Source organism: Nocardia miyunensis NBRC 108239 (assembly GCF_001613065.1).
In the GTDB taxonomy this organism is placed as follows: domain Bacteria; phylum Actinomycetota; class Actinomycetes; order Mycobacteriales; family Mycobacteriaceae; genus Nocardia; species Nocardia miyunensis.
The window spans coordinates 24,561-46,128 of record NZ_BDBQ01000101.1 but is presented as its reverse complement, the minus strand read 5'-3'; the positions used below and the strand labels follow the sequence as shown (position 1 = coordinate 46,128).

The following is a 21,568-nucleotide window of genomic DNA, read 5'->3' as shown; positions in this document are numbered from 1 at the left end:
GTCCAGACATATGATGGACATGTGTCTGGACGCTACTACGGAAACCACTCCACGACAAGGTTGGATCCGGACCGATTCCGATGCGGACACAGAAGAACGCGGTGCCCGTCCGGATGCGGTCGGGCGCCGCGTCGGCTCTTTCCTCGTTCGGATCAGCCGAGCAGCCGGCGTGCGCAGGCCTCGAGCAGATCGGCGGCTTCCTCGTAGGACAAATGGCCTATGCCACCGTGCAGCAGCGCACCCGAGTAGAGCACTTCGAGAATGGCGATGGTCTCGCGTTCGCCCGAGCCCAGCGCCTCGCCCAACCGCCTGCGGATCTCGCCACCGATACACAGCCGCAGATGCTTCACATCGGGATCCGAGCCCAGCAGCGCGCTGCTCACCGCGCCGGCCAGCGCGGGCTCGTCGGCGACCAGCATCGAGACCTGGCGCAACACCGCGACCACGTGGGCCACCCGATCCGCACCCTCCACCCGCACCGACGGCGCGGCCGCCAGGCGCCGCCAGAACACCTCGGAGATCAGGTGTTCCTTGGAGGAGAAATAGGTATACGCGGTCGCCGTGCCGACCCCGGCCGCCGCTGCAACCAGCCGGATGGTCGTCCCCGGATACCCCTCCCGGGACAGCACCTCGACCGCCGCCGCGGTCAGGCGATCGACGGTGTCGGCCTGTTTCTCGGTCAGACGCCGACGTGTGGCTTCCAGTTTGGCGGACACTTGTTCGGACATGCGTCTGGAGTATACGCGCTCACCACAGCGGAACGGGCGCTTCACCGATCTTGTACCAGCCCGGCAGCGGCCCCGAGCCGGTGCGCTCGATGCGCTTGCGCATTCCATCCGACAGCGCGTTGGCGGTGATCATCTCCAGGAACAGCGCACTGACATTGCCGAAGTCGAAAAAGTCACGCTGCCAAGACCATTGGAAGTTGCCGCCGTAACGGAACCAGCTGCCGCCGATGCCCTCGGGCGAGTAGTGCCGGCCGTCCGGCCGGGTCGCGTCGGCGACCTGCTTCCACAGGCCGATGACGGTGCCGCTGCGATCGTCGACGACGAATTCCTGATACGGGTAGGTCCAGCCCTCGAGGCCGTCCATCTCGAGCCCGATCGCGATATCGCGGATCTCCTGGCGGCCGACCGCCATGAATTCCTGCTTGGGGCCGTAGTTCCAGCCGTAAGTCGCGTCCTCGGTGTAGTACTCGGCCAGCGGACGCCAGTCGCCCGCGGCTTCGCAGTCCTTGTTGGCCTGTTCCCAGCGGGTGATCATCTCGTCGAGTTCGGCGCGATCGAATTTCGGCACGGCAGTGGACCTTTCGTGAGGGGAGATCATGAATGTGTAGACGAAGGTGTCGGCGTCTCAGGAGACCTCGACCTGGATGGGCAGGTGGGCGAAGCCGCGCACATTGGTGGAGTGCACCCGCTCGATTCCCGTCTCGGCCAGGCCGTACCGGCGCACCCGCGCGGAGAATTCGCGCAGTGCGATGGTCGCCTCCAGGCGGGCCAGGTGCGCGCCGAGGCAGAAGTGCACGCCCGCACCGAAACTCGCGAGATTGCCCTTGTCGGCGCGGTCGATGCGGTAGGTGTCGCCGTCGTCGAACACCTCGGAGTCGCGGTTGGCCGAACCGATGAGCAGCAGCACCTTCGCGCCCTCGGGAATCCTCTGCCCGTACATCTCGATATCGGTTGCGGCACTTCGGGCCACGAGCTGACTCGAGGTGTCGTAACGCAGCGTCTCCTCCACCCAGTCCGGCACCATATCGGGCTCGGCCTGAACCTTCGCGTATTCGGCCGGATTGCGCCCGGCCCAGTACAGCGCGTTGCCGAGCAGTTTGGTGGTGGTCTCGTTCCCGGCGACCACCATCAGGAACATGAAACCGATGATCTCCTCGGCCGAGAGCCGGTCACCGTCGATCTCGGCGTCGAGCAGCGCGGAGGTCAGGTCGTCGGACGGATTCGACCGCCGCGCCTCGACCATCTCGCTGTAGTAGGCGATCAGCGACAGCGCCGCCTCGATCGCGGGCACGGGGACATCGAGTACGCCCTCGTCCCGATGCACCACCAGATCCGCGAGCCGCCGGACCTCGGCGCGATCGGGTGCGGGGACGCCCATGAGTTCGGAGATCACGTCCATGGGCAGTTTCCCGGCGAAATCCTCGATCCAGTCGAAACTTCCGCGATCGAGCGCCGGTTCGAGATGCTCGAGGGTCAGCTCGCGGATGCGCGCGTCCATCTCGGTCACGCGCCGGGGCGTGAATCCCTTGTAGACCAGGCGGCGCATGCGCACATGCCGCGGATCGTCCATGGCCAGGAACGACATGGTCTTGTGCGCGTGCGGCCCCCACGCCGCCGGATCCAGCGACACCCCCATCGCGCTGGACAGGCGCACGTTGTCCCGGAATCCCGTGATGACGTCCGCGTGCCGCGACAGCGCCCAGAATTCCAGATCCGGGTTGTGATACAACGGCGCATCGGCGCGCAGCCGCGCATAGGTCGGGTACGGGTCGTCGTGGAACCGGTAGTCGTACGGATCGAACGTGAACGGCTCCAACGATGCCGCAGTCATCACGTGTACCTCGAATTCGTGAACGCGCGCCTTCGAGGCCGGACCGGAGCCCGGAACCCGAGAGACACATAGCTGGACATGTGTCTGGACGGTATCATCGACACCGGCTCGCCACAACGGCCACCCCGTCCGCGACTGTTCACGCGACCGCGACGGCCGAATTCGAAATGCCCGAGCACAAGGCGTTTTCCGGCTCCTCCTTGCATCCGGCCGGTAAACCGAATTATATTCCGAACACCTGTCCAGACATGCATCGGAGATGACAGATGAACGGTCTCGTCCCATCGGACGGCACTCCCCTGCTGATCGGCGGCAAACTGGTCCCCGGCGGGTCGGGCGTCTTCGCGACGATCAACCCCGCGACCGAAGAGGTGCTCGGCCACGCCGCCGACGCCTCACCCGAGGATATTGATGCGGCCATCGCCGCGGCTCGGGCGGCGTTCGACGACACCGACTGGTCCCGCGATCACGCATTCCGCGCCCACTGCGTCCGCCAGTTGCGCGACGCCATGCAGGCCCATATCGAAGAACTGCGCGAGATCACCGTCGCCGAGGTCGGCGCGCCGGTCATGCTCACCAGCGGGCCTCAGCTCGAGGGGCCGGTCGCTGATCTGTCCTTCGCGGCCGACCTGGCCGAAAGTTACAGCTGGCAAACGGATCTCGGCATCGGCGAGACCATGGGCATCTCGAGCCGCCGCGTCATCCGCCGCGAGGCGGTGGGCGTCGTCGGGGCGATCACGCCGTGGAACTTCCCGCATCAGATCAACCTGGCCAAGATCGGCCCGGCCCTGGCCGCGGGCAATACCGTCGTGCTCAAGCCCGCGCCCGATACGCCGTGGTGCGCCGCGGTGCTGGGCAAGCTGGTCGTCGAGCACACCGACATTCCAGCCGGTGTGCTCAATATCGTTACCTCGCAGGATCATTCGCTGGGCGCACGCCTGGTGGAGGACCCGCGGGTGGACATGATCACCTTCACCGGATCCACCAATACCGGGCGCTCGGTGATGTCCGGGGCAGCGGCGACGCTCAAGCGAACCTTCCTCGAACTCGGCGGCAAATCCGCCTCGGTCGTCCTCGACGATGCCGATATCGCGGGCGCGGCGAGCTTCACCGCCTTCTCGGTCGCGGTGCACGCCGGCCAGGGCTGCGCCCTGACCACGCGACTGGTGGTGCCGCGGGCGTCCTACGACGATGCGGTCGCCGCCGCGGCCAAGGCCATGGCCGGGCTCGGCGCGGGTGATCCGACCAACCCCGGAACCATTTGTGGCCCACTGATTTCCGCGCGTCAGCGCGAGCGGGTACAGGGCTATCTGGACAGTGCGCTGCGCGAGGGCGGGCGCTTCGCGACCGGTGGTGGCCGGCCGGCGGATCGCGACCGTGGTTTCTTCATCGAGCCGACCGTCATCGCCGGATTGGACAATACCGCGACCGTGGCGCAGGAGGAGATCTTCGGGCCGGTGCTGGTGGTGATCGCGCACGACGGCGACCAGGACGCGGTGCGCATCGCGAACGAATCCCCGTACGGCCTATCGGGGGCGATCTGGGGCACCGACCAGGAGCGCATCGAGCGGGCAGTCGCGGGTGTGCGGACCGGTACGCTCGGCGTCAACGGCGGCCAGTGGTACAACGCCGACGCCCCGTTCGGCGGCTACAAGCAGTCCGGTATCGGCCGGGAGATGGGCGTGGCCGGTTTCGAGGAGTACCTCGAGACCAAACTCGTCGCCACTCCCGCCTGATCTTTCCCTTCGATGCCGGAATCGGTGCGCCGATTCCGGCATCCGCCGCTCGTAGGCCGCGCGGGAGGCCCGACGGTGGCCCGTCCCCCTTGTCCCGCACCGAGATTCGCCCGGACGCCCAGTCGCGACCGGGACGGTGAGGAGCCGGACATGACCGACACATCCCTTCTCGCGGGTCGCGGCGCGGTCGTCGTGGGCGGCGGCAGCGGCGTCGGGCGGGCAGTCGCCGAACTACTCGCCGCACACGGTGCGGGCGTGGTGGTGAATTCGCGCACCGAGGAGTCGGTCCGCAAGGTCACCGAGACCATCGCCGGTGCGGGCGGGCATGCCGTGGGCATCGCCGGTTCGGCCGCCGACGAGCAGATCGCGGGAAGTCTGATCGCCGCCTGCGCCGAAACATACGGCGGCATCGACATCCTGATCAACTGCGCCGGTATCGCCGAACCGCGCCGATCCTCGATTCTCGATGTGAGCGGCGAGGATTGGCGCACACTGCTCGATTCGCACCTGTCCACGGTGTTCCACACCTGCCGTGCCGCCGCGCCACTCATGGCCGAGCGCGGCGGCTCGATCGTCAACACCGGATCGTTCGCGTACCTGGGCGACTACGGCGGCACCGGCTATCCGGCCGGTAAGGGCGCGGTCACCAGTTTGAGCCTGGCCATGGCCGCCGAGCTGAAGCAGTCCGGTGTGCGGGTCAACGTCGTGTGTCCCGGGGCGAAGACCCGGCTGTCGACGGGGCCGGACTACGAGGAACACATTCGCGATCTGCATCGGCGCGGCCTGCTCGACGAGGTCACCATGCAGGGTTCGCTCGACGCGCCGCCGCCGGAACACGCTGCAGCACTTTACCTGTTCCTCGCCTCCGACGCCGCCCGCGCGGTCACCGGTGAGATCTTCATCGCCGCAGGCGGATTCGTCGGCGCCTTCGCGCGCCCGAAGATGACCGCGATCGGCTATCGCGACCACGCGCAGCAGCCGCCCTGGGCGGTCGAAGAACTGAGTTCGCTGTTCGAGAACCGGTGACGGGCCGTCGCGCGACCCGTCACCGGTCGGGCTAGGTTCGCCGGACCGCGGTCAGCATCTCCGCGGTTCGGGTGAATTTCACTCGCGGGCGGCCCGATTCCGCGCCGTTGGCGCGTTCGGCGGAGTCGATCAGATTCCAGCCGTCCCGGTCGACCAGGTCGCGCCCGGAGCAGGGGCCACCAGATCCTCGCGATCTCCTACGGGGGTTATTTCGGACAGTGATCCGAATCAATCCCGAGCCGCGACCTCACCTCACCTCGCGTGAGTGACGAGGCCGACACTTACTCGTGTTGTCTATAAATACTGTCTGGACTATCATTCAGACACATGTACGGTCCCGTGTACGAGGCAGGCTCGGCCACCCGCTCCGAGGCCGGGCGAGCAGACGCCCCAGGACTCACCTCCAGCACCGAGGCGCAGATCCGCCTGCGGATTCGAGCGGCGCTCGGATCGGATGCGGACCCCGCGACCGCCGAACGCCTCGCGGCCCTCTACACGAGTGCGGTGCTCAGTGCCGGACAGGGCTACGCCGACCTCACCGATGGGGCCAGGTCGATCGACCATGTGGCGCATCGCATACTGAATCGGCACTGAGATCGACGGCGCCGTCCCTCGCGGGCGGTACCGCATCGCGAAAGGAAGCAATTCCATGAAGACACGACTCAACTGCCCGTGCGGGGAGTACATCCGCGGCACGGACGAGGATGATCTGATCGAGAAGACCCAAGCGCATCTCGCCGAGAAGCACCCGGACCACAACTACAGCCGCGACGAGATCCTGTTCATCGCCTACTGATTCGGCACCGCACGGTGTGGCGAACCCTGCCGGGCCGCCCCAGGGACGACCCGGCAGGCGCGACACCGCCGAACGGCGGCCCTCGTTCCCGGTGGCGATCACCGACGAGTCGTTTCATCGCCGTGCACAGGAGGTCTCGAGCCGTTGATCTACGCTTTTCGCCGCTCCGGATTCGTGGCGCATTCAGGTCTTCGGCTACGAGTGTGTCTCAGCCGGAACGGATTCCGTCGGCAGTACCGGTAGCGGGGCCGGGCCCGAATGATACGCCCGGCTGCGTTCGCATCGCTCTGCCGCAGTTCGAACACCCCGGAGGACCACAGCAGGTGTGTGGACAGCGTCTCGGAGGGGAACGAGGAACTGTCCAGGCCGATCACCCGGCGACCGGCCCGCGCGAATGCGATCGCGGTAGCCGTTCCGGCACAACGGGTTCCGACGATCATGACATCGGTCTGTTCTGCGTCAAGCGGCCCGAAACCGACGACGCCGACGATCTCTGCGGCACAATGGCCGGATGCCCGCACCACTCGGAATCAACCGCTCATGCCCTCGCTGACCCGGACCTCCCGGACACGCGGGCAGCGTGACGGACATCGGGAGGCCATCGAACGCCGGGTACTGACCGCGGTCGATCGACTACTGTCCGACGGGACCGCCTTCACCGAGATCGCCGTCCAGCGCATCGCCGCCGAGGCCGATATGGCGCGGTCCACTTTCTACCGATACTTCCCGGACAAGAGCCGCCTGCTGATCCGCATGGCCGAACTCGCCACCGCCGATCTGTTCGGCACCGCCGAACGCTGGTGGTCCCAGGACCATTCGGAGGGCGAACCCGGCGTTCGCGCGGCCATGCACGCGATGATCACCGGTGCGCGTGCCCACGGACATCTGCTGCAGGCGCTCATCGAGGTCGCCGCCTACGACCGCGAGGTCGGCGCGTACTGGCAGGGCCGGATCGCCCGCTTCGTCACGGTTGTGTGCGAGCGACTTATCCGCGAACAGGAACACGGGCGCATCGATGCCTCGATCGATCCCGCATCGACCGCGATCGTCCTGACCGCCATGGTCGAACGCTCCATCCAGTACGCGTTCTTCGCGAATCCGCCACCCGACGACGACGTCCTGGCCCGCACCCTGGGCCGCACGATCTGGCTGACCGTCTACGGCGAACGCACCACACCGCCCGACTGAGTCCCCGGGGTTGCCCACCCGCTCGCGATGAACCGATCAGATGCGCAACCGCAAGTCGGGCAACAACTCTCAGAACCAGCCGAGAGACCGAACGGCCGCCATCGCGAAAGTCGTGATACCCCTGCGGCGCTCTGGGCAGGGCATTTCAAGGCTCAAACCTCCCTTGACGATGTTCGTATGCACCAAGTCGCACGGGGGACTCCTGTGACCTGCCAAAACAGAGTTCTGAAACCTGTTCACCGAGGGTCGGCGAATTTACCGTGGAATGCGTCGCCGTCGCTTCGAGGATCCGTCGACCGGATCGCTCTGGAGCGCGATGCAAAGGAGCATGCACATGACGGGCACGACGCATCCCGCCAACGGCAACTGCACGTGCAGTGACCGACCGACCCGCAGGGTCATCGTGTACTTCGAGAGCCCCGGCACTTCGAGCGATCTGGTTCTCGAGTACGCGGCAACATCTGTCGAGGCGTGCGAGTTCGCCTCCGCCGCGGTGCGCAGCGGTCTGGCCATCACGGTGGATCGCAAGATCCGGCCCGGTCTGCGCCCGCTGCCGTGTCGCCGCCTCTGGCGCTGATCGGCTGCCGCACCTCTTGCCGCACCCGGTACGTACGCGTACCGTTCCCCTGGTACAGAGACGTACCAGAGCGGGAGGGGTCACGGATGACCACAGTGAGACTGCCCGGCGGACCGACGTCGCCGGGTTTCGTGCAGACCTTGGAGATCCTGGCCGGACGCACGCGCGCCTGGCGACGCCTGCACGATCGCTACGGCTCGGCGTTCACCGTCACCACCCCGCGCCTGGGCCGGATGGTGGTGCTGTCCGATCCGGCCGAGGTGAAGGCGCTGTTCACCGCGGGCCCGGAGGTGGCCGACAACATCGATGTGAATCTCGGCCAGTTCCTCGGGCCGGGTTCGCTGTTCTCGCTCACCGGCGACGAACACCGCAAGCAGCGCAAACTGCTCACCCCGCCGTTCCACGGCCGCCGGTTGGCGGTGTACGAGGAGATGATCGAGCAGGAGACGGTGCGGGAGATGGCCTCGTGGCCCACGGGCCGCGAATTCGCCACGATGGACTCGATGATGCGGATCACCCTGAACGTGATCCTGCGCGCGGTATTCGGCGCGGACGGAGCGGAATTCGACGAACTGCGCGAGGTGCTGCCCAGGATCGTCCTGTGGGGCTCCGCGCTGGCCGTCCTGCCGATACCGCCGAACTTCCTGGGCCGCTTCGGCCCCTGGGAACGGTTCGCCGTTCATCGCCGCCGCTACGACCGGATCGTGGACCGCCTGATCGATCACGCCGAGGCCGCCGGACTCGACGGCCGCGACGACGTGCTGGCGATGATGTTGCAGTCCCGCTACGACGACGGTACGGCCATGAGCCGGAGCGAGATCGCCGACGAGCTGCTGACCCTGCTCACCGCCGGTCACGAGACCACCGCGACCACGCTCGCCTGGACCGTCGAACGGCTGCGCCGCCATCCGGATGTGCTGCGCCGCTTGGTATCCGAGGTGGACGCGGGCGGTTCGGAACTGCGCGAGGCGACCCTGCTCGAGGTGCAGCGGGTGCGGCCGGTGATCGACGCGACCGCCCGTAAAGTCCGCGTCGACGCGCTGCGACTGGGCCGCTGGACGCTGCCGAAGGGACAGAACGTGCTGATCAGCATTCGGCTGATGCACGACAACGAGGACCTGTTCCCGCGCGCGCGGACCTTCGATCCGGATCGCTTCCTCGGTGTGCGGCCGGGCACGTTCAGCTGGATCCCGTTCGGCGGCGGCGCCCGTCGCTGCATCGGGGCGGCGTTCGCCACCCTGGAGATGAACGTCGTATTGCGAACGCTGCTACGGGATTTCACGCTCGAGCCGACCGACGCGCCGGACGAGCGCCCGCACTTCCGCGGCGTGGCGCTGGCTCCCGCACGCAAGGGCCGCGCGGTGGTCCACCGCCGCGCCGCTCGGCCGTCCGTCACCACCGCCACACAGGCCGAAGCCAACGCCTGAGCAGCGGATGGCGGGGACGGGACGCGGACGGCGGATGCGGTCGCATGCGTACGGGCCCACTACTCTCGATACGGTGACCCGCGCCCAGCCCGCATCCGGCCCCGCCGCCGCGGCCGAGTCCGGATTCCGGCGACGCCTGCTCGACGGTATGGCCGAGGCGGTGCGCGCGCACGGCTACCGGGAGGCCACCGTCGCCGACGTGGTTCGCGGGGCCCGCACCTCGCGCCGCACCTTCTACGAACATTTCAGCAGTAAGCAGGACTGTTTCATCGAGCTGCTGACCGAACGCAACAGGGATACGATCCGGCAGATCTACGAGGCGGTCGATCCCTCGGCTCCCTGGCGGGCGCAGGTGCGCCAAGCGATCGAAGCGTGGATCGCCGCCTCCCAGCACGACCCGTCCATCACCCTGGCGTGGATTCGCGATATCCCCGCCCTCGGCGACGATGCCCGCGAATTGCATCGCTCGACCGGCGAGGCGTTCGTCACGCTGATCCGAAACCTCACCGCCACACCGCAATTCCAGTCGGCCGAACTGCACCCGCCCTCGCGAGCGATGGCGACGATCCTCTACGGCGGCTACCGCGAACTCATCGCCTCCACCGTCGAGGCGGGCGGCGACGTCTCCGAAATCATCGACGTCGCGGTCGAAACCGCGATCGCGCTCATCGGGCCACGCTGAACTCACAACGAATCATTCTGTGGCGCGGCCTGATTCAAATCGCGCGAAACAACTCGCCAGCCGGAGTAGATCCGCGCGCCGATGAGCCACCGGCACGCCGAGACAGGTGACGCCCCGCGCGGTCCATGCGGACACCGGTTTCGCGATCTTGCTGCGCATAATCGTGCGCTCCGACGCGAACCGGACGGGCCGATCGGATCACCGCATCGGGGCCGATTGCGGTGCCGCACCCTCAATGGCGGCCAGGATCAGCCGCACCCTGTTCAGCGAGGTTGCAGGATGAGCACCGGGATCTCGCGTTCGGTCCAGGACTGATAGGTGTCGAAGTCGGCGTAGGCGTCCACCAGCGACGGCCACAGACGGCTGCGCTGACCCGCGTCCGCGACGACGGCGTGCACGGCATGCCGGTCGCGGCCGATCTGGATGTGTGTGTCCGGATTCGCGCGCAGATTGTGGTACCACTGCGGATGGGTGGCCCGGCCGCCCTGCGACGCGACGATGATCGTGTCCGTGCCGTCGGTGATGTAGAGCAGCGGCGTGGTGTAGACAGCACCGGACTTGCGGCCTCGATGCTCGAGCAGCAGAGTCGGCACCGGTTTGCGGAAACCGGCTCCCACACGCCACTTTCCGCCGATCCGACCGCCGGTGCGTCGGTAGATCCAGACCTGGGCTCGTCCCATGATCTTGAAGATCTTGGGCAGGATCGGGGAGTCGAGTTGTTTCGGGCGCGGCGGTGCTGCGGTCACGGGCGTTCCTTCGGTCCTGTCGATCGGGCTCACCCGACCATACATAATCCGCTCACGTGTATGGTCACAAGTATTCGCCTCCATTCGGCCGTGCGTGACAACCGTATCCGGCGCACTCCGAATCCTCTGCGCTCCAGCCGGTTTCACCGAATCGCGAGCCGCGCGACCACGACTGGGAAATAAGGCTGACAGCCCGGTGGCCGTCCCGGTAACATTCGCGCCCAGCTTCTTTCGGAACAGAATCTTTCGGATCGAGCACGGCGATTCGCCGTGCTCGAGGGTAGGGGTAACGACATGACGAATCCCGGTGCGCTGCACGGTGTTCCACCACAGGTCCAGCCGATGATGCCACAGCACCAACCGATGCTCTACTGCAGGCACTGCGGCGCGACCCCGGCGGCCGCGGTGGACATCCGCGCACATCGCGGCTTCATCCTTTTCATGCAGTTCCTTCGAATGTCGGGGCCGTTCTGCCGCGACTGCGGCCTGGCCACCTATCGGCGCATGACCGTGGAGAGCGTCTGGCTCGGCTGGTGGGGTCCGATGTCGATGTTCATCAATCCGCTGACGATGCTGTTCAACCTGTTCGCCTACAACAGCATCGCCAAGCTCGCACCGCCGGTCCCGGGTATGCCGGGCCGCCCGCTGGATCCGGGCAAACCGCTGTTCCAGCGGCCCGCGGCGCTCGGGTTCCTCTTGCCGATCGCCTTCGTGACCCTGATCTTCACCGCCATCGCGCTCGGCTCGGCGTAGCGCGCGCAGCTCACCACCACGGCCCGGCCGGAACGTCCCGTTCGCCGGATCCGGAAACTGTCCCACCGCACGCCCCGACTGCTAGCTTGCGGCGGTGGATCTCTTCTCACGCTCGTGGTCGGCGCTGCGCGCCACGGTCGCCGAACTGCACGACGAGGATTTCGCACTGCCGTCCGGATGCACCGGATGGCTGGTGCGAGATCTGGTGTGCCACTTGCTCATCGGCGCACAGGACATCCTGATCACGCTGGTCAGCCCCGCCGATGCCGCACCGACGCGAACCGCGCTGTCCTACTGGGAAATCGATACGACGACGCCCACCGGCGATGATCCGCTCGACGCGCTGATCGTCCGGCTGGCCGCGGCCTACCGGGAGCCGCAACTACTCAAACTCCACTTCGACGACGTCGGTTCGGCGGCGGGCCGCGCGGCCGAACTCGCCGATCCGGGCCAGTGCGTCGCCACCCGCGGCGAGGTCCTGACCATCGCCGACTATCTCGGCGCCTACGTCCTGGAGTGGACCCTGCACCATCTCGACCTGATCGCGCAGCTGCCCGGCGAACCCGAGCCGCCCGCCGACAGCCTGGCCCATGCGCGCCGGATGCTCGAGCAGATCACCGGAGCGACATTCCCGCCCGCACTGTCCGATCGGGACGCCCTGTTGATCGGCACCGGACGCCGCGCAGCCAGCGACAACGAGCGCGCCGAGCTGGGCGATCTGGCCGGAAAGCTACCCTTCGTCCTGGGCTGAGTGAACAGCCGACGAACCGGCGGGACAGCTCGTGCCGGTTGGTGTATCTATTGAATGTTCCCGTCCCTGAACACCCGGATCGCTCGACGCCGAGCCCCGCGCATCGAACCATCCCGGAGGCCGAGCATGACCAGGTCGAGTCCCTCTCGAACACCGCTGTTCACCCGTTATGTCGCACTGGGCGATTCGCAGACCGAGGGGGTCGGGGACCCCGACGGCAGCGGCGGACTACTCGGCTGGGCGGACCGCCTCGCGCAGGTGCTCGCCCGCATGCACTCGGGCCTCGACTACGCCAACCTGGCCGTTCGCGGCCGGTGCGCGGCCCAGATCCGCGCGGAACAGCTCGGACCAGCCCTGGCGATGAAGCCCGATCTCGTGTCCGTGGTGGCCGGGATGAACGATCTGCTGCGGCCGCGGTACAACCGCGACACCGTCCTGGCCGATATCGAGGGCATGTTCGCGGCGTTCGCCGCCATCGGCGCGCAGGTGGTCACCTTCACCTTTCCCGATATCGGCGCGGTCGCCCCGATGGTCCGGCCGCTGTCCGGACGCGTCCGGGAGATGAACATTGCCCTGCGCGCGGTTGCCGCGCGGCATCGGGTGACCGTGATCGACTTCGAACCCGTACCAGCCACCACCGATCGGCGGGTGTGGACCGACGACCGGCTGCACCTGAATCCGCTGGGCCACGAACTGGTCAGCCGGGCGGTCGCCGACGGTCTCGGACTCCCGGGCGCGGACGACACCTGGCGCACCGCCCTGCCGCCCGATCCGAATCACCCGCGCCCGGCCGTGTTCACCGACGAACTACGCTGGGCCACACGCCATCTCATCCCCTGGGTGGGCCGCCGCATCCGCGGGGTCTCCTCTGGCAACCGGCTCGGGGCAAAGCGTCCCGAACTGCTTCCGGTGACCTAGACACGAGCGACGACTTTCGCGAAATGGCGGTGTGCTCATGAGAATTCGACGATGGCGACGGGCTTATCTGGCCGCCGAGTACGCCGCGTTGTTCTTCGGCGGCACGACCGCCTACAACGCGCTGTTGCGCGGTAAGCCGCCGATTCCGGCCCTGCTCGCGCTAGCCGCCGGGGCGACGGTCTATCTGCGGCGCTCCCCCGGTTTCGATCGTGATTCGCTGTGGCGCAGTGAGGCGTTCGGCGAGCAGGCGGGTTCGATGGCGGTGTCGGCGGGCGCGAACGCCCTCGCGCTCACCGCGGCGACCAGCGTGCTACGCCGCGGGGACCTGTTCGATCTGCCCCGGCGCAATCCCTGGCTGTGGCTCGCGGTGATGGTGCTGTACCCGGCGCTGAGCGTGTATCCGCAGGAAGTGGTGTTCCGGTCGTTCCTGTTCCACCGGTACGCACCGGTTTTCGGCGAGGGTCCGGGGCTGGTCGCCGCGAGCGCGGCGGCGTTCGGGTACGTGCACATCATCTTCGGCAACTGGTTCTCCGTGGCGGCCAGCGGTGTGGGCGGCTGGCTGTTCGCGACGCGCTACCTGCGCAGCCGGTCGCTGTTCACCGCCTCGGTGGAGCATTCGCTGTACGGGATGCTGATCTTCACCATCGGCCTGGGCAGGTACTTCTATCACGGCGCGGTGTCACCGGCCGCCGCCCGCCCCGCCCTCGAAGCCGCCTGAGCGCATCGAAAACCGTTGCGGACGTTGCTGATTCAGGGCACGGACCGTCCGCGGGCGACCACGACGTTCGCAGCTTTCAGCCCCAGGCGCGCCGGGTGCCGGGCATCCCCGAAACGCCCCCGCTGCCGGGAACGACGCCCAGCACCTGATGCAGGCCCAGGCTGCCGTCCTCGAAGCCCAGCGCCGAGGCCGCCATGTACAGCCGCCAGATCCGGGCACGGCCCTCACCGACGAGTTCGACCGCCCGGTCCCATTCCCGTTCCAGATTGGCGACCCAGCCACGCAGGGTCAGCGCGTAGTGCTCGCGCAGCCCCTCCACATCGCGAACCTCGAATCCGGCGCGTTCCATGGCCAAAACGACCTTGCCGACATCGATCAGCTCGCCGTCCGGGAACACGTATCGCCCGACGAACGACCGGCTGGTCATCACCGAACCGCCGATCGCGGAGATGGCGTGGTTGAGCAGACGGCCCTCGGGCCGCAGCAGCGTGTGCATCGTGGTGAAGTACTCCGCGGCGCGCTTGGAGCCGACGTGTTCGAACATGCCGATCGAGGAGATCGCGTCGAACCGCTCGCCGCGCAGGTCCCGGTAGTCCGACAACCGGATCTCGACCAGATCGGAAAGTCCTTCCATGGCAACGCGTTTGCGGGCGAGTTCGGCCTGCTCGTGGCTCAGCGTCACCCCGACCACGCGCGCCTTGTAGGTCGCGGCCGCGTGGATGGCCATCGAACCCCAGCCGCAGCCCACGTCCAGCAGGCGCGTCCCGGGCGTCGCGTCCAGGCCCAGTTTGCGGCAGACCAGATCGTGCTTGGCGCGCTGGGCGTCCACCAGGGACATCGTGTCGTCGGGTTGCGCACCGGCACCGGCGAATCGCGCGCACGAGTACGTCATGCTCGGCCCGAGCATCAGACTGTAGAAGTCGTTGCCCACATCGTAGTGATGGCTGATCGCGGCGGCGTCACGACGACGGGTGTGCAATCCGCCGATCCGGGTACGCACCTCCTCCGGCGGCGGCTCGGGCGGACGGCCCAGGGCGCCGAGCCGACGCGCCGCGCCGATCGCCTTGTACGTCGCCTCGACCCCGAGGCCGATGCCCGCACCCGGGGTGTGCGGGGCCGAGGACCGCAGCGCCCGCATCATCTCGAAGATGTCACCGTCGAGATCCGCTGCGCCGCAGACGAATGCGCGTCCCAGCCCCAGTTGGCCGGGCGCCCAGACCAAATGGCTGATCGCCTCCTTCGAACGCACCCGCAGAGTGCCGTGGGACGCGCCCACCGGCCGGATCGAACTGCCGTCCCAGAATTCGAACGCCACCCCCGGATCCAGCCCGAAGGCGGCGCGAAGTAGCGGGCGAAGTGTGTCGGCGACGGATTCCTGCTTGGCCATCTCATCACTGTTGCCCATAAGTTCACTATGGCGCGCGATAGCACGGGGGAATGACAACGACTCGGTGTCAATCCGGAGTACTCACCCCGCTTTGTCCAGTGACGGCCCTGCTCTCTCGCCATTCGTTCCGGTCTTCTCGCCATTCACGGTGCGCGCGACCAGACTCGAGCGCAGATACCACGAATCCGCCGCGGTCTCGGGATCCAGTCCGGTCAGCGCCTCGATACGCCCGAGCCGCCGCCGCAGCGTGCCGACCGATACGCCGAGCCGCCGGGCCACCGCGTCCTGGGTTCCGGGCGAACCGAGGAATGCGCGCAGGGTCTCCAGCAGGGTCGGCTCGCCGCGCAGCGGATCCAGGACCGACCGGATCCGCCGGTTGGCCCGGCCCGGCCGCGACAACTGGTATTCGCAGGCCAGATCCCGGAATCGGTGCAGGCCCGGACCACGGCCCAGATGCACTGCCAGATCCAGTAATTCGTGCGCCAGATCCGCGGTCCGCGGGATCGCGGCCGGTTCGGCCTCGACGAACGTCGCGGTGACCGGTGCACCGGCGACGTGTGCGAGTCGATCGATCCGCTCGCTCACCCACTGTTCGACCGTTGCGAAGTCGGCATCGACGCCCGATGCCTGGGCTGGAATCAGGATCGTGCCGCCGTCGACGCTCAGCAGGGGCAGCGGGCGCGGGCGGCAACCGGTCGCGAGTTCGGCCTGGATGCGGCGCAGTTTGCGGCGGGCGACCACGCGGGCGTCGAGCAGCGGATCGCTCTCCTGGGGATGCGCGCCGATCGCCACGGCGACGACCAGATATGAATCCGCCTGCCCGGCAGCATATCCGGCGGCCCGGGTGCCGTCGGCGCGTCCGGCCAGCAGACCCGAGGCCAGCGTCACCGCGGCGACGCGGCCCTCGGCGGTCATCGCGCGGACCTCGGCGGTGTATCCGCGGGCGACCGCGGCCGACAGGGCGCGCAGCACATCGATCAGACCGGACCCCTCCGCGCGTACGATCCGCCCGTCCGACCAGGCGACGCCGCGGGCCCACCATTGCAGGGACTCCGAGACCGCCGCGTGGACCGCTCGATGCAGGATCTCGATCGGCAGATCCCGCTGGGCCCAGCGACGTGCGATCGATTCGATCCGATCGGACACCGGCTCGGTTTCGCCTTCGGTGGGCGTCTCGGTAAGTCTCTGCACGCTGCACCGCACGAGTTCCGTCAGATCCACCCGGAGCCGCCGATCCATCCGGCCCGCGACGGCCGTCAGGTCCAGGCCGTCCACCACGGACCGCACGAGTGTGGTCGGGTGCACCGGCTGCGGGTCGTTCCGCACGGGCGCCCGGTTCGAATACATCGCGCTCGTCCTCATGCGGGTCATGACAATTCCTCATCGGCTCGGGAGCGGAAAGGACGGCAGGATTCATTTCCATTGCCGAGTGCTGACTTTACCGAGCCCCCCGGACATTACGGATGTTCGAAGTACACAATGCGAGGCTCGCTCATTGTGCACTTCCACCGAAGTGCGTCAGAGATCTTCAGTGTCATTGAATATGCTGGTAGAGGCCATAAATGGCGATTACCGACTAATCGGGTAACCGTCCGCGTCAATTCGCGCCGCGAACGACGGCCGCCCACCTTCGAGTCTGATTGTGAGCCGTAACCGAATTCGGCGACGCCCAATCCGCCTCCGCGGTGGCCGGTGGCTCGATGGCCAGGCTCATCGGCGGCCGGTCGGCGAAACTGGGTTCGGTGACCGTTCGCCGCCAGCCGGTACCGTGCGGAATGAATTGCGGCAGACCGCCGCCGGAGTCCTCGAGGCCGAGCCGGTCCAGCAGTGTCGCGATGACCTGGCGGCTCATCGCGGCCAATTGGTCGTTCGGGCGATTGCGATGCAGCCGGGTGCCCAGGTCCACCTGCCCGATGGCCTCGACGCCGTATCGCGCGAAACAGTCCAGCAGGATACCGATCTCGACGCCGTAACCCGGTGCGAACGGGATGCCGGTGAGCAGTTCGCGGGTGCCGGCGTACTCCCCGCCGAGCGGCTGCACGATCTCGGCGAGTTCGGGGGCCAGCGCCGCCAGCAGCGGCCGGGCGACCAGCTGGGTGACCCGGCCGCCGCCGTCGGCGTCGGTGCGTCCCTCGGTGCGCAGCGGCCGCCGGTAGAACCCCTTCACCAGGTGCAGAGCGTCATCGAAGAGCAGCGGTGCGAGCAGGGACGGCACGAACATCGGACTGGGTGAGATCAGATCGGAATCGACGAACACGATCAGATCACCCCGCGCCACCGCCAGCGAACGCCACAGCACCTCCCCCTTGCCGGGACGCGGCGGCAGCCGCGGGAACGCATGCTCGCGGGTGTACACGGCCGCGCCGGCGTTGCGGGCGGCCGCGATGGTGCCGTCGGTGGAACCCGAGTCGATCACGAGCAATTCGTCCACCAACCCGCCCACGAGCGGGCGGATCGAGGCGATCACCCCGGCGACCGTGGCCTCCTCGTCGAGCGCGGGCAGGACCACCGACACCCGGCGCCCCTGTTTGCGCTCGACGAGTTCCGGAATGGACCAGCGGCGATCGAACCAGGCGGGACCGGTGTGGGAGACAGGCATCAGGCAGCTTCTTTCTGGTGGCGCACGGGCGGCGGTCAGAGTCCGGGATCCAGGACGGGGGTGGTCAGGCGCGGCCACAGCACGGGCCAGGACTGCCGGGGATGCCGGCAGCGCCACACCGTCACCCCGCGATCGAGGCCCGGAAAACCGAGGGGGTCGTCGATCCGCGCGACCGGTTCGGCGACTTCGAACACAGTGTGCGGCAATGCTTCCGACGCACCTGTGCTGACGTACAACACGGTGCGCTCAGCATCCGGCGGCCTGCCGAAGTAAGCGTATCCGCGATCCGCGCTGTACACCGGCGGGTGGGCGGGCGGACCGAGCTCGTCGAAAGCCGCTGCCTGCCAATAGGTCTGGGTGAGGATGATGACGCCGGTGCGCTCACCCGGCGGTAGCGCGCGGTAGGCGGCGTCCACGCCGGTGACGAGCCGCGACCAGCCGGTTGTCCCGAATATCCGCATACGCGTCGATAATTCGGCCTGCGATCGCACGGGTCGATCGATCCGGGTGACCGACAGCGGCAGCACCGACACCACCGTCAGGGAGACCGCGACAGACACTGCGACCACCACAGCCCCCGCGATGCGCATCACGCGATGCCGCACACCCGAGTTCGCGGCAGCACCCGGGTTACGCTCCCCACCATGCCGCACATCAGGAATCGACCCGCCACTGGCGATGCTCTCCCCGCTATGCCGCACACTCGCTACCGTCCCGCCACCGGCGATACGCGCCACGCGATCCCGAACACCCGGCGGTGCAACGGCACCCGCTCCGTGCTCCCCATGATGCCGCACACCCGGGATCGCCACGGCACCGGCGGCGAACAGCGCCGGAAACATCCCCGCGACGTAGTAGGGCCGCCCGCCGCTGACGATGACGAACACGACCTCCACGATCGCGGCGATGCCGATCCAGCGATGGTCACGGAACATGGTGCGACGCAGCAGAACCCACCAGCCGCGTAGAGCCAGCAGGCCACCGAGCAGCCCGGTCAGCACGGCCCATTGCAGCGGCAGGCCCAGCACACCACCCGTCGCGGCATGCTGTTCGGCACGGATCACCGCACCCATCCCCAGTTGCGGCCAGCCGTGCCGCTGCTGCCACAGCATCCCGGGCAGCGCCGTGAGCACCACGACCGGCACACACCACCACAGCGTCGGCCGGCGCAACAGCTCTCTCGGACCGGCCACCGCCAGCCCCGCGAGAATTCCGGCCAGCAACACCACGACCAGCAATTTCACTTCGAGATCCACCGCGATCACGGCAGCGGCGGCCACCAGCAGCCGATCCCGGCGCAACGTAGAGCACGCTCCGATCGGCTGCGGTGGGCAGTTCGTCCCACCCCGTTCGCCGGACAGCCGAATCCAGCGGGCCAGCAGCCACAGCGCGGCCGCACTCAGGGCACTGTCCAGCGCGAAGGTAGACAGGGTCGCGGCCTGCGTGATCAGGTAGGGACACGTCGCATATGCCGTGGCGGCAAGTACCTGCGCGCGGCGGCCTCCGCCCATCTCCCGGGCGAACGCCCCGGCCAGCAGCACCCCGGCGACGGCGGCCAGGATCGATGGGATGCGCAGTGCAACAACTGATCCCGGTGCGAGCATCCAGGCCGCCCGAGCCAGCAGCGGAATCAGCGGCCCCTGATCGGCATAACCCGGTGCGAGATGATTCCCGGCCGCGAGGAAGTACAGCTCGTCGCCGAAATAACCGTAGCGGCCTGACCGCACCAGCAGGATCACCCCGACGGCGAGCGCGACGGCGGCGACCGCCAGCGTGGCGAACCTATCCTCGACAGTGCCCGAATCCTGTTCCACGCCAATCAGATCCGCGCGGCCGGAGATCGCGGTCACGAGCGCACCCTCGGCCGACGCGGCAACGCCAACGTGAGCACAGACAGCACGCCCCCGACCGCCGCGACGACCCACAACACCGTCACGCACGCCCGCAGGAACGTCGGCACAGCAACAGCCAGCGCCGCGAACCGCACTTCGGCAGTGCCCGAATCCTGTTCCACGGCAACTCGATCGCCTCGATCCGCACGACCGGAGATCGCAGTCACGACCGCACCCCCGGTCGACGCGGCAACGCCACCGTGAGTACCGTCAGCACGCCAGCGAGCGCCGCGACGATCCACAGCACCGTCACGCATGCCTGTAGGAACGTCTGCGCGGTGGCCGCGGACGCCACGGTCGCGTCGAGGCCGCCGCCCGCGCAGCCGTGTACCGGCAGCACATGCGAAGGTGAGGCGAAGGCGGCATGCGCGCAGTCACCGAAGCGCCGGACCGTCTCCGTCCGATCGCCGAGGGGCAGCCCGCGATCGGACAGATGCTGCGCGAGAAGCGATTTCGCGCCATCGACACCGGAACCCACCGCGATGCGGGCGAAGAACACGCTGCCGAGCACAGCCGCGCCGAGCGCGCTGCCGAGCTGCTGCACGGTCGGCGCGAGCCCCGAGGCACTGCCCGTCGGCCCCTCCCCCAGCCCGGCCACCATGACCGCCGGGAGCGGCGCGGCGAACCAGCCCATCCCGGCCCCGGCCAGCAGAACCGGCTCGCTCAGCGCGCGAGCGTCCACGCCGCCGGAGGCGGGATGCACGGTCAACGCCATCTGGGCCACCCCCAGCGCGAACAGGCCGATACCCGCGGTCAACGCCCGAGAACCCAAGCGCACCATGAGAATCGGAGACGTCAGCGCCGCCAGCAGCGCCCCCAGCGCGAACGGCAGCAGCAGCCGTGCGGTCTGCCACGCCGACCAGCCCATACCGGTCTGCGCGGTCATCGACACCGTGAACAGCAATGCCGCGAAAAGCCCGTAGAACACCAGCAGCAGAACAGATCCCACGCCGAATCCGCGATCGCGGAACACCTCGGCGGAGATCAGTGGCGTCCCACCGCGCACCGTCACCCAGCGCTGCCGCCAGCCGAACCCGGCCAGCACCACCACGCCCGCCACCAGCAGGCCCACCGCGCTCGGCGGCCACCCCGAATCACGGCCCGTGGACAGCGGATACAGCACGGCGCCAACACCTACCGTCGACAACACCGCCCCCAGCGCGTCCACCCGCCCGGGTCGATCGGCCCGCCCGATGTCCAGATAGCGGGCGGCGAGCGCCAGGGCGATCAGGCCCAGCGGCAGGTTCAGCAGGAAGATCGACCGCCAGCCCAGTCCGCCAGGATTCAGCGCGACGATCAGCCCGCCCAGCAGCGGCCCGGACAGACCCGCCAGCCCCGCGACCGCACCGTACACGCCGAAGACCAGCGGTCGCCGCCGCACCGGGAACACGGCGGCCACGATGGCGATCGTCTGCGCCGACACCGCCGCCCCGCCCACTCCCTGAGCCACTCGCCCGGCCACCAGTTCGATCGGGCCCCTGGATATTCCGCAGCCCAGCGAGGCAGCGGTGAAGATCGTCATGCCGATCAGGAACAGCCGTCGCCGCCCGAACCGGTCGCCCAGCCGGGAGGCGGTCAGCAGCGTGCACGCGAACGCGACCCCGTAGACGGTCACGACCAGCAGCTGTACCGAGCCGGTGGCGGACAGATCGCGAGCCAGGACCGGAAGCGCGGTGTTGACGATGGTCAGGTCCAGCATCTGCATGAACACCGCGAGGAGGCAGGCCGCCAGTGCCGCCCACGCACGCCCATCGAACGCGGGCGGATTCGCGATGTCGCGGCCCGCCCGGATCGGTATGCCCCGAATCGCCAC

The 21,568-nt window shown here is 68.2% G+C and carries 22 protein-coding genes; 12 read left to right on the top strand and 10 right to left on the bottom strand.

Going from position 1 to position 21,568, the window contains the following annotated elements; all coding sequences use genetic code 11:
* Nucleotides 1-152: 152 nt before the first annotated feature.
* From NM2_RS38880 to NM2_RS38870, 3 genes are read right to left on the bottom strand one after another with little or no spacing between them, the layout of a single operon-like run.
* The gene (locus NM2_RS38880; RefSeq protein ID WP_067680276.1) at nt 153-728 is read right to left on the bottom strand and encodes a TetR/AcrR family transcriptional regulator; all 576 of its coding nucleotides are present in this window, start codon (nt 726-728) and stop codon (nt 153-155) included.
* 19 nt (nt 729-747) lie between these two features.
* The gene (locus NM2_RS38875; RefSeq protein WP_157121666.1) at nt 748-1,296 is read right to left on the bottom strand and encodes a Cif family virulence factor; all 549 of its coding nucleotides are present in this window, start codon (nt 1,294-1,296) and stop codon (nt 748-750) included.
* Nucleotides 1,297-1,353: 57 nt separating this feature from the next.
* A complete protein-coding gene (locus NM2_RS38870) occupies nt 1,354-2,559 on the bottom strand; it encodes a cytochrome P450 (RefSeq protein WP_067680271.1) in 1,206 nt (401 codons plus the stop codon).
* Nucleotides 2,560-2,825: 266 nt separating this feature from the next.
* On the opposite strand from NM2_RS38870, the gene NM2_RS38865 reads away from it, so the two are divergent.
* The 8 genes from NM2_RS38865 (at nt 2,826) to NM2_RS38825 (ending at nt 9,991) form a co-directional block, all read left to right on the top strand.
* Nucleotides 2,826-4,295, top strand: coding sequence for an aldehyde dehydrogenase (locus NM2_RS38865; RefSeq protein WP_067680268.1), 1,470 nt, complete (start codon nt 2,826-2,828; stop codon nt 4,293-4,295).
* Between the two features lie 150 nt (nt 4,296-4,445).
* The gene (locus NM2_RS38860; RefSeq protein WP_067680265.1) at nt 4,446-5,321 is read left to right on the top strand and encodes an SDR family NAD(P)-dependent oxidoreductase; all 876 of its coding nucleotides are present in this window, start codon (nt 4,446-4,448) and stop codon (nt 5,319-5,321) included.
* A gap of 327 nt (nt 5,322-5,648) precedes the next feature.
* Complete coding sequence (locus NM2_RS38855) at nt 5,649-5,915, top strand: hypothetical protein (RefSeq protein ID WP_067680262.1); 267 nt, start codon at nt 5,649-5,651, stop codon at nt 5,913-5,915.
* A 55-nt stretch (nt 5,916-5,970) separates the two neighbouring features.
* Nucleotides 5,971-6,117 carry a DUF1059 domain-containing protein gene (locus NM2_RS38850; protein WP_067680259.1) on the top strand — a complete coding sequence of 49 codons (147 nt, stop codon included), beginning with the start codon at nt 5,971-5,973 and terminating at the stop codon, nt 6,115-6,117.
* Between the two features lie 540 nt (nt 6,118-6,657).
* The gene (locus NM2_RS38840; protein WP_067680253.1) at nt 6,658-7,305 is read left to right on the top strand and encodes a TetR/AcrR family transcriptional regulator; all 648 of its coding nucleotides are present in this window, start codon (nt 6,658-6,660) and stop codon (nt 7,303-7,305) included.
* A 334-nt stretch (nt 7,306-7,639) separates the two neighbouring features.
* The gene (locus tag NM2_RS38835; protein WP_067680327.1) at nt 7,640-7,882 is read left to right on the top strand and encodes a hypothetical protein; all 243 of its coding nucleotides are present in this window, start codon (nt 7,640-7,642) and stop codon (nt 7,880-7,882) included.
* 86 nt (nt 7,883-7,968) lie between these two features.
* Nucleotides 7,969-9,309 (top strand): cytochrome P450, encoded by a 1,341-nt coding sequence (locus NM2_RS38830; protein WP_067680249.1) that lies wholly within the window; start codon nt 7,969-7,971, stop codon nt 9,307-9,309.
* Nucleotides 9,310-9,382: 73 nt separating this feature from the next.
* Complete coding sequence (locus NM2_RS38825) at nt 9,383-9,991, top strand: TetR/AcrR family transcriptional regulator (RefSeq protein WP_245718429.1); 609 nt, start codon at nt 9,383-9,385, stop codon at nt 9,989-9,991.
* Between the two features lie 263 nt (nt 9,992-10,254).
* Here NM2_RS38825 and NM2_RS38820 read toward each other — a convergent pair whose 3' ends face one another.
* A complete protein-coding gene (locus NM2_RS38820) occupies nt 10,255-10,671 on the bottom strand; it encodes a nitroreductase family deazaflavin-dependent oxidoreductase (RefSeq protein WP_245718432.1) in 417 nt (138 codons plus the stop codon).
* A gap of 360 nt (nt 10,672-11,031) precedes the next feature.
* On the opposite strand from NM2_RS38820, the gene NM2_RS38815 reads away from it, so the two are divergent.
* The 4 genes from NM2_RS38815 to NM2_RS38800 all read left to right on the top strand — a co-directional run bounded on the left by NM2_RS38815 (nt 11,032) and on the right by NM2_RS38800 (nt 13,877).
* Nucleotides 11,032-11,490: a hypothetical protein gene (locus NM2_RS38815; protein WP_067680243.1), complete on the top strand. Its 459-nt coding sequence runs from the start codon at nt 11,032-11,034 to the stop codon at nt 11,488-11,490.
* A gap of 94 nt (nt 11,491-11,584) precedes the next feature.
* A complete protein-coding gene (locus tag NM2_RS38810) occupies nt 11,585-12,241 on the top strand; it encodes a maleylpyruvate isomerase N-terminal domain-containing protein (RefSeq protein WP_067680241.1) in 657 nt (218 codons plus the stop codon).
* A 126-nt stretch (nt 12,242-12,367) separates the two neighbouring features.
* The gene (locus tag NM2_RS38805; RefSeq protein WP_067680238.1) at nt 12,368-13,159 is read left to right on the top strand and encodes an SGNH/GDSL hydrolase family protein; all 792 of its coding nucleotides are present in this window, start codon (nt 12,368-12,370) and stop codon (nt 13,157-13,159) included.
* Between the two features lie 37 nt (nt 13,160-13,196).
* A complete protein-coding gene (locus tag NM2_RS38800) occupies nt 13,197-13,877 on the top strand; it encodes a CPBP family intramembrane glutamic endopeptidase (protein WP_067680235.1) in 681 nt (226 codons plus the stop codon).
* Between the two features lie 76 nt (nt 13,878-13,953).
* On the opposite strand, the gene NM2_RS38795 is transcribed toward NM2_RS38800, so the two are convergent.
* The 6 genes from NM2_RS38795 to NM2_RS38775 form a co-directional block, all read right to left on the bottom strand.
* Entirely contained in the window at nt 13,954-15,282 is a 1,329-nt protein-coding gene (locus NM2_RS38795) for a class I SAM-dependent methyltransferase (protein WP_067680232.1), read from the bottom strand.
* A gap of 63 nt (nt 15,283-15,345) precedes the next feature.
* Entirely contained in the window at nt 15,346-16,635 is a 1,290-nt protein-coding gene (locus tag NM2_RS38790) for a PucR family transcriptional regulator (RefSeq protein ID WP_157121664.1), read from the bottom strand.
* 226 nt (nt 16,636-16,861) lie between these two features.
* A complete protein-coding gene (locus NM2_RS38785) occupies nt 16,862-17,863 on the bottom strand; it encodes a glucosyl-3-phosphoglycerate synthase (RefSeq protein ID WP_084532008.1) in 1,002 nt (333 codons plus the stop codon).
* Nucleotides 17,864-17,898: 35 nt separating this feature from the next.
* Complete coding sequence (locus NM2_RS38780) at nt 17,899-19,713, bottom strand: glycosyltransferase family protein (protein ID WP_067680226.1); 1,815 nt, start codon at nt 19,711-19,713, stop codon at nt 17,899-17,901.
* Complete coding sequence (locus NM2_RS49760) at nt 19,710-19,922, bottom strand: hypothetical protein (protein ID WP_157121662.1); 213 nt, start codon at nt 19,920-19,922, stop codon at nt 19,710-19,712. Before NM2_RS49760 ends, NM2_RS38780 begins: the two co-directional genes overlap by 4 nt.
* Nucleotides 19,919-21,568, bottom strand: a complete 1,650-nt coding sequence (locus NM2_RS38775) for an MFS transporter (protein WP_084532007.1) — start codon at nt 21,566-21,568, stop codon at nt 19,919-19,921. The genes NM2_RS49760 and NM2_RS38775 overlap by 4 nt, the downstream gene beginning before the upstream one ends.

Coding starts and splice junctions, on each gene's coding strand:
- NM2_RS38820 (WP_245718432.1), bottom strand. CDS start 10,671: ATGGGACGAGCCCAGGTCTGGATCTACCGACGCACCGGCGGTCGGATC.
- NM2_RS38865 (WP_067680268.1), top strand. CDS start 2,826: ATGAACGGTCTCGTCCCATCGGACGGCACTCCCCTGCTGATCGGCGGC.
- NM2_RS38790 (WP_157121664.1), bottom strand. CDS start 16,635: ATGACCCGCATGAGGACGAGCGCGATGTATTCGAACCGGGCGCCCGTG.
- NM2_RS38795 (WP_067680232.1), bottom strand. CDS start 15,282: ATGGGCAACAGTGATGAGATGGCCAAGCAGGAATCCGTCGCCGACACA.
- NM2_RS38830 (WP_067680249.1), top strand. CDS start 7,969: ATGACCACAGTGAGACTGCCCGGCGGACCGACGTCGCCGGGTTTCGTG.
- NM2_RS38880 (WP_067680276.1), bottom strand. CDS start 728: ATGTCCGAACAAGTGTCCGCCAAACTGGAAGCCACACGTCGGCGTCTG.
- NM2_RS38835 (WP_067680327.1), top strand. CDS start 7,640: ATGACGGGCACGACGCATCCCGCCAACGGCAACTGCACGTGCAGTGAC.
- NM2_RS38870 (WP_067680271.1), bottom strand. CDS start 2,559: ATGACTGCGGCATCGTTGGAGCCGTTCACGTTCGATCCGTACGACTAC.
- NM2_RS38840 (WP_067680253.1), top strand. CDS start 6,658: ATGCCCTCGCTGACCCGGACCTCCCGGACACGCGGGCAGCGTGACGGA.
- NM2_RS38805 (WP_067680238.1), top strand. CDS start 12,368: ATGACCAGGTCGAGTCCCTCTCGAACACCGCTGTTCACCCGTTATGTC.
- NM2_RS38860 (WP_067680265.1), top strand. CDS start 4,446: ATGACCGACACATCCCTTCTCGCGGGTCGCGGCGCGGTCGTCGTGGGC.
- NM2_RS38785 (WP_084532008.1), bottom strand. CDS start 17,863: ATGCCTGTCTCCCACACCGGTCCCGCCTGGTTCGATCGCCGCTGGTCC.
- NM2_RS38815 (WP_067680243.1), top strand. CDS start 11,032: ATGACGAATCCCGGTGCGCTGCACGGTGTTCCACCACAGGTCCAGCCG.
- NM2_RS38855 (WP_067680262.1), top strand. CDS start 5,649: ATGTACGGTCCCGTGTACGAGGCAGGCTCGGCCACCCGCTCCGAGGCC.
- NM2_RS38800 (WP_067680235.1), top strand. CDS start 13,197: ATGAGAATTCGACGATGGCGACGGGCTTATCTGGCCGCCGAGTACGCC.
- NM2_RS38850 (WP_067680259.1), top strand. CDS start 5,971: ATGAAGACACGACTCAACTGCCCGTGCGGGGAGTACATCCGCGGCACG.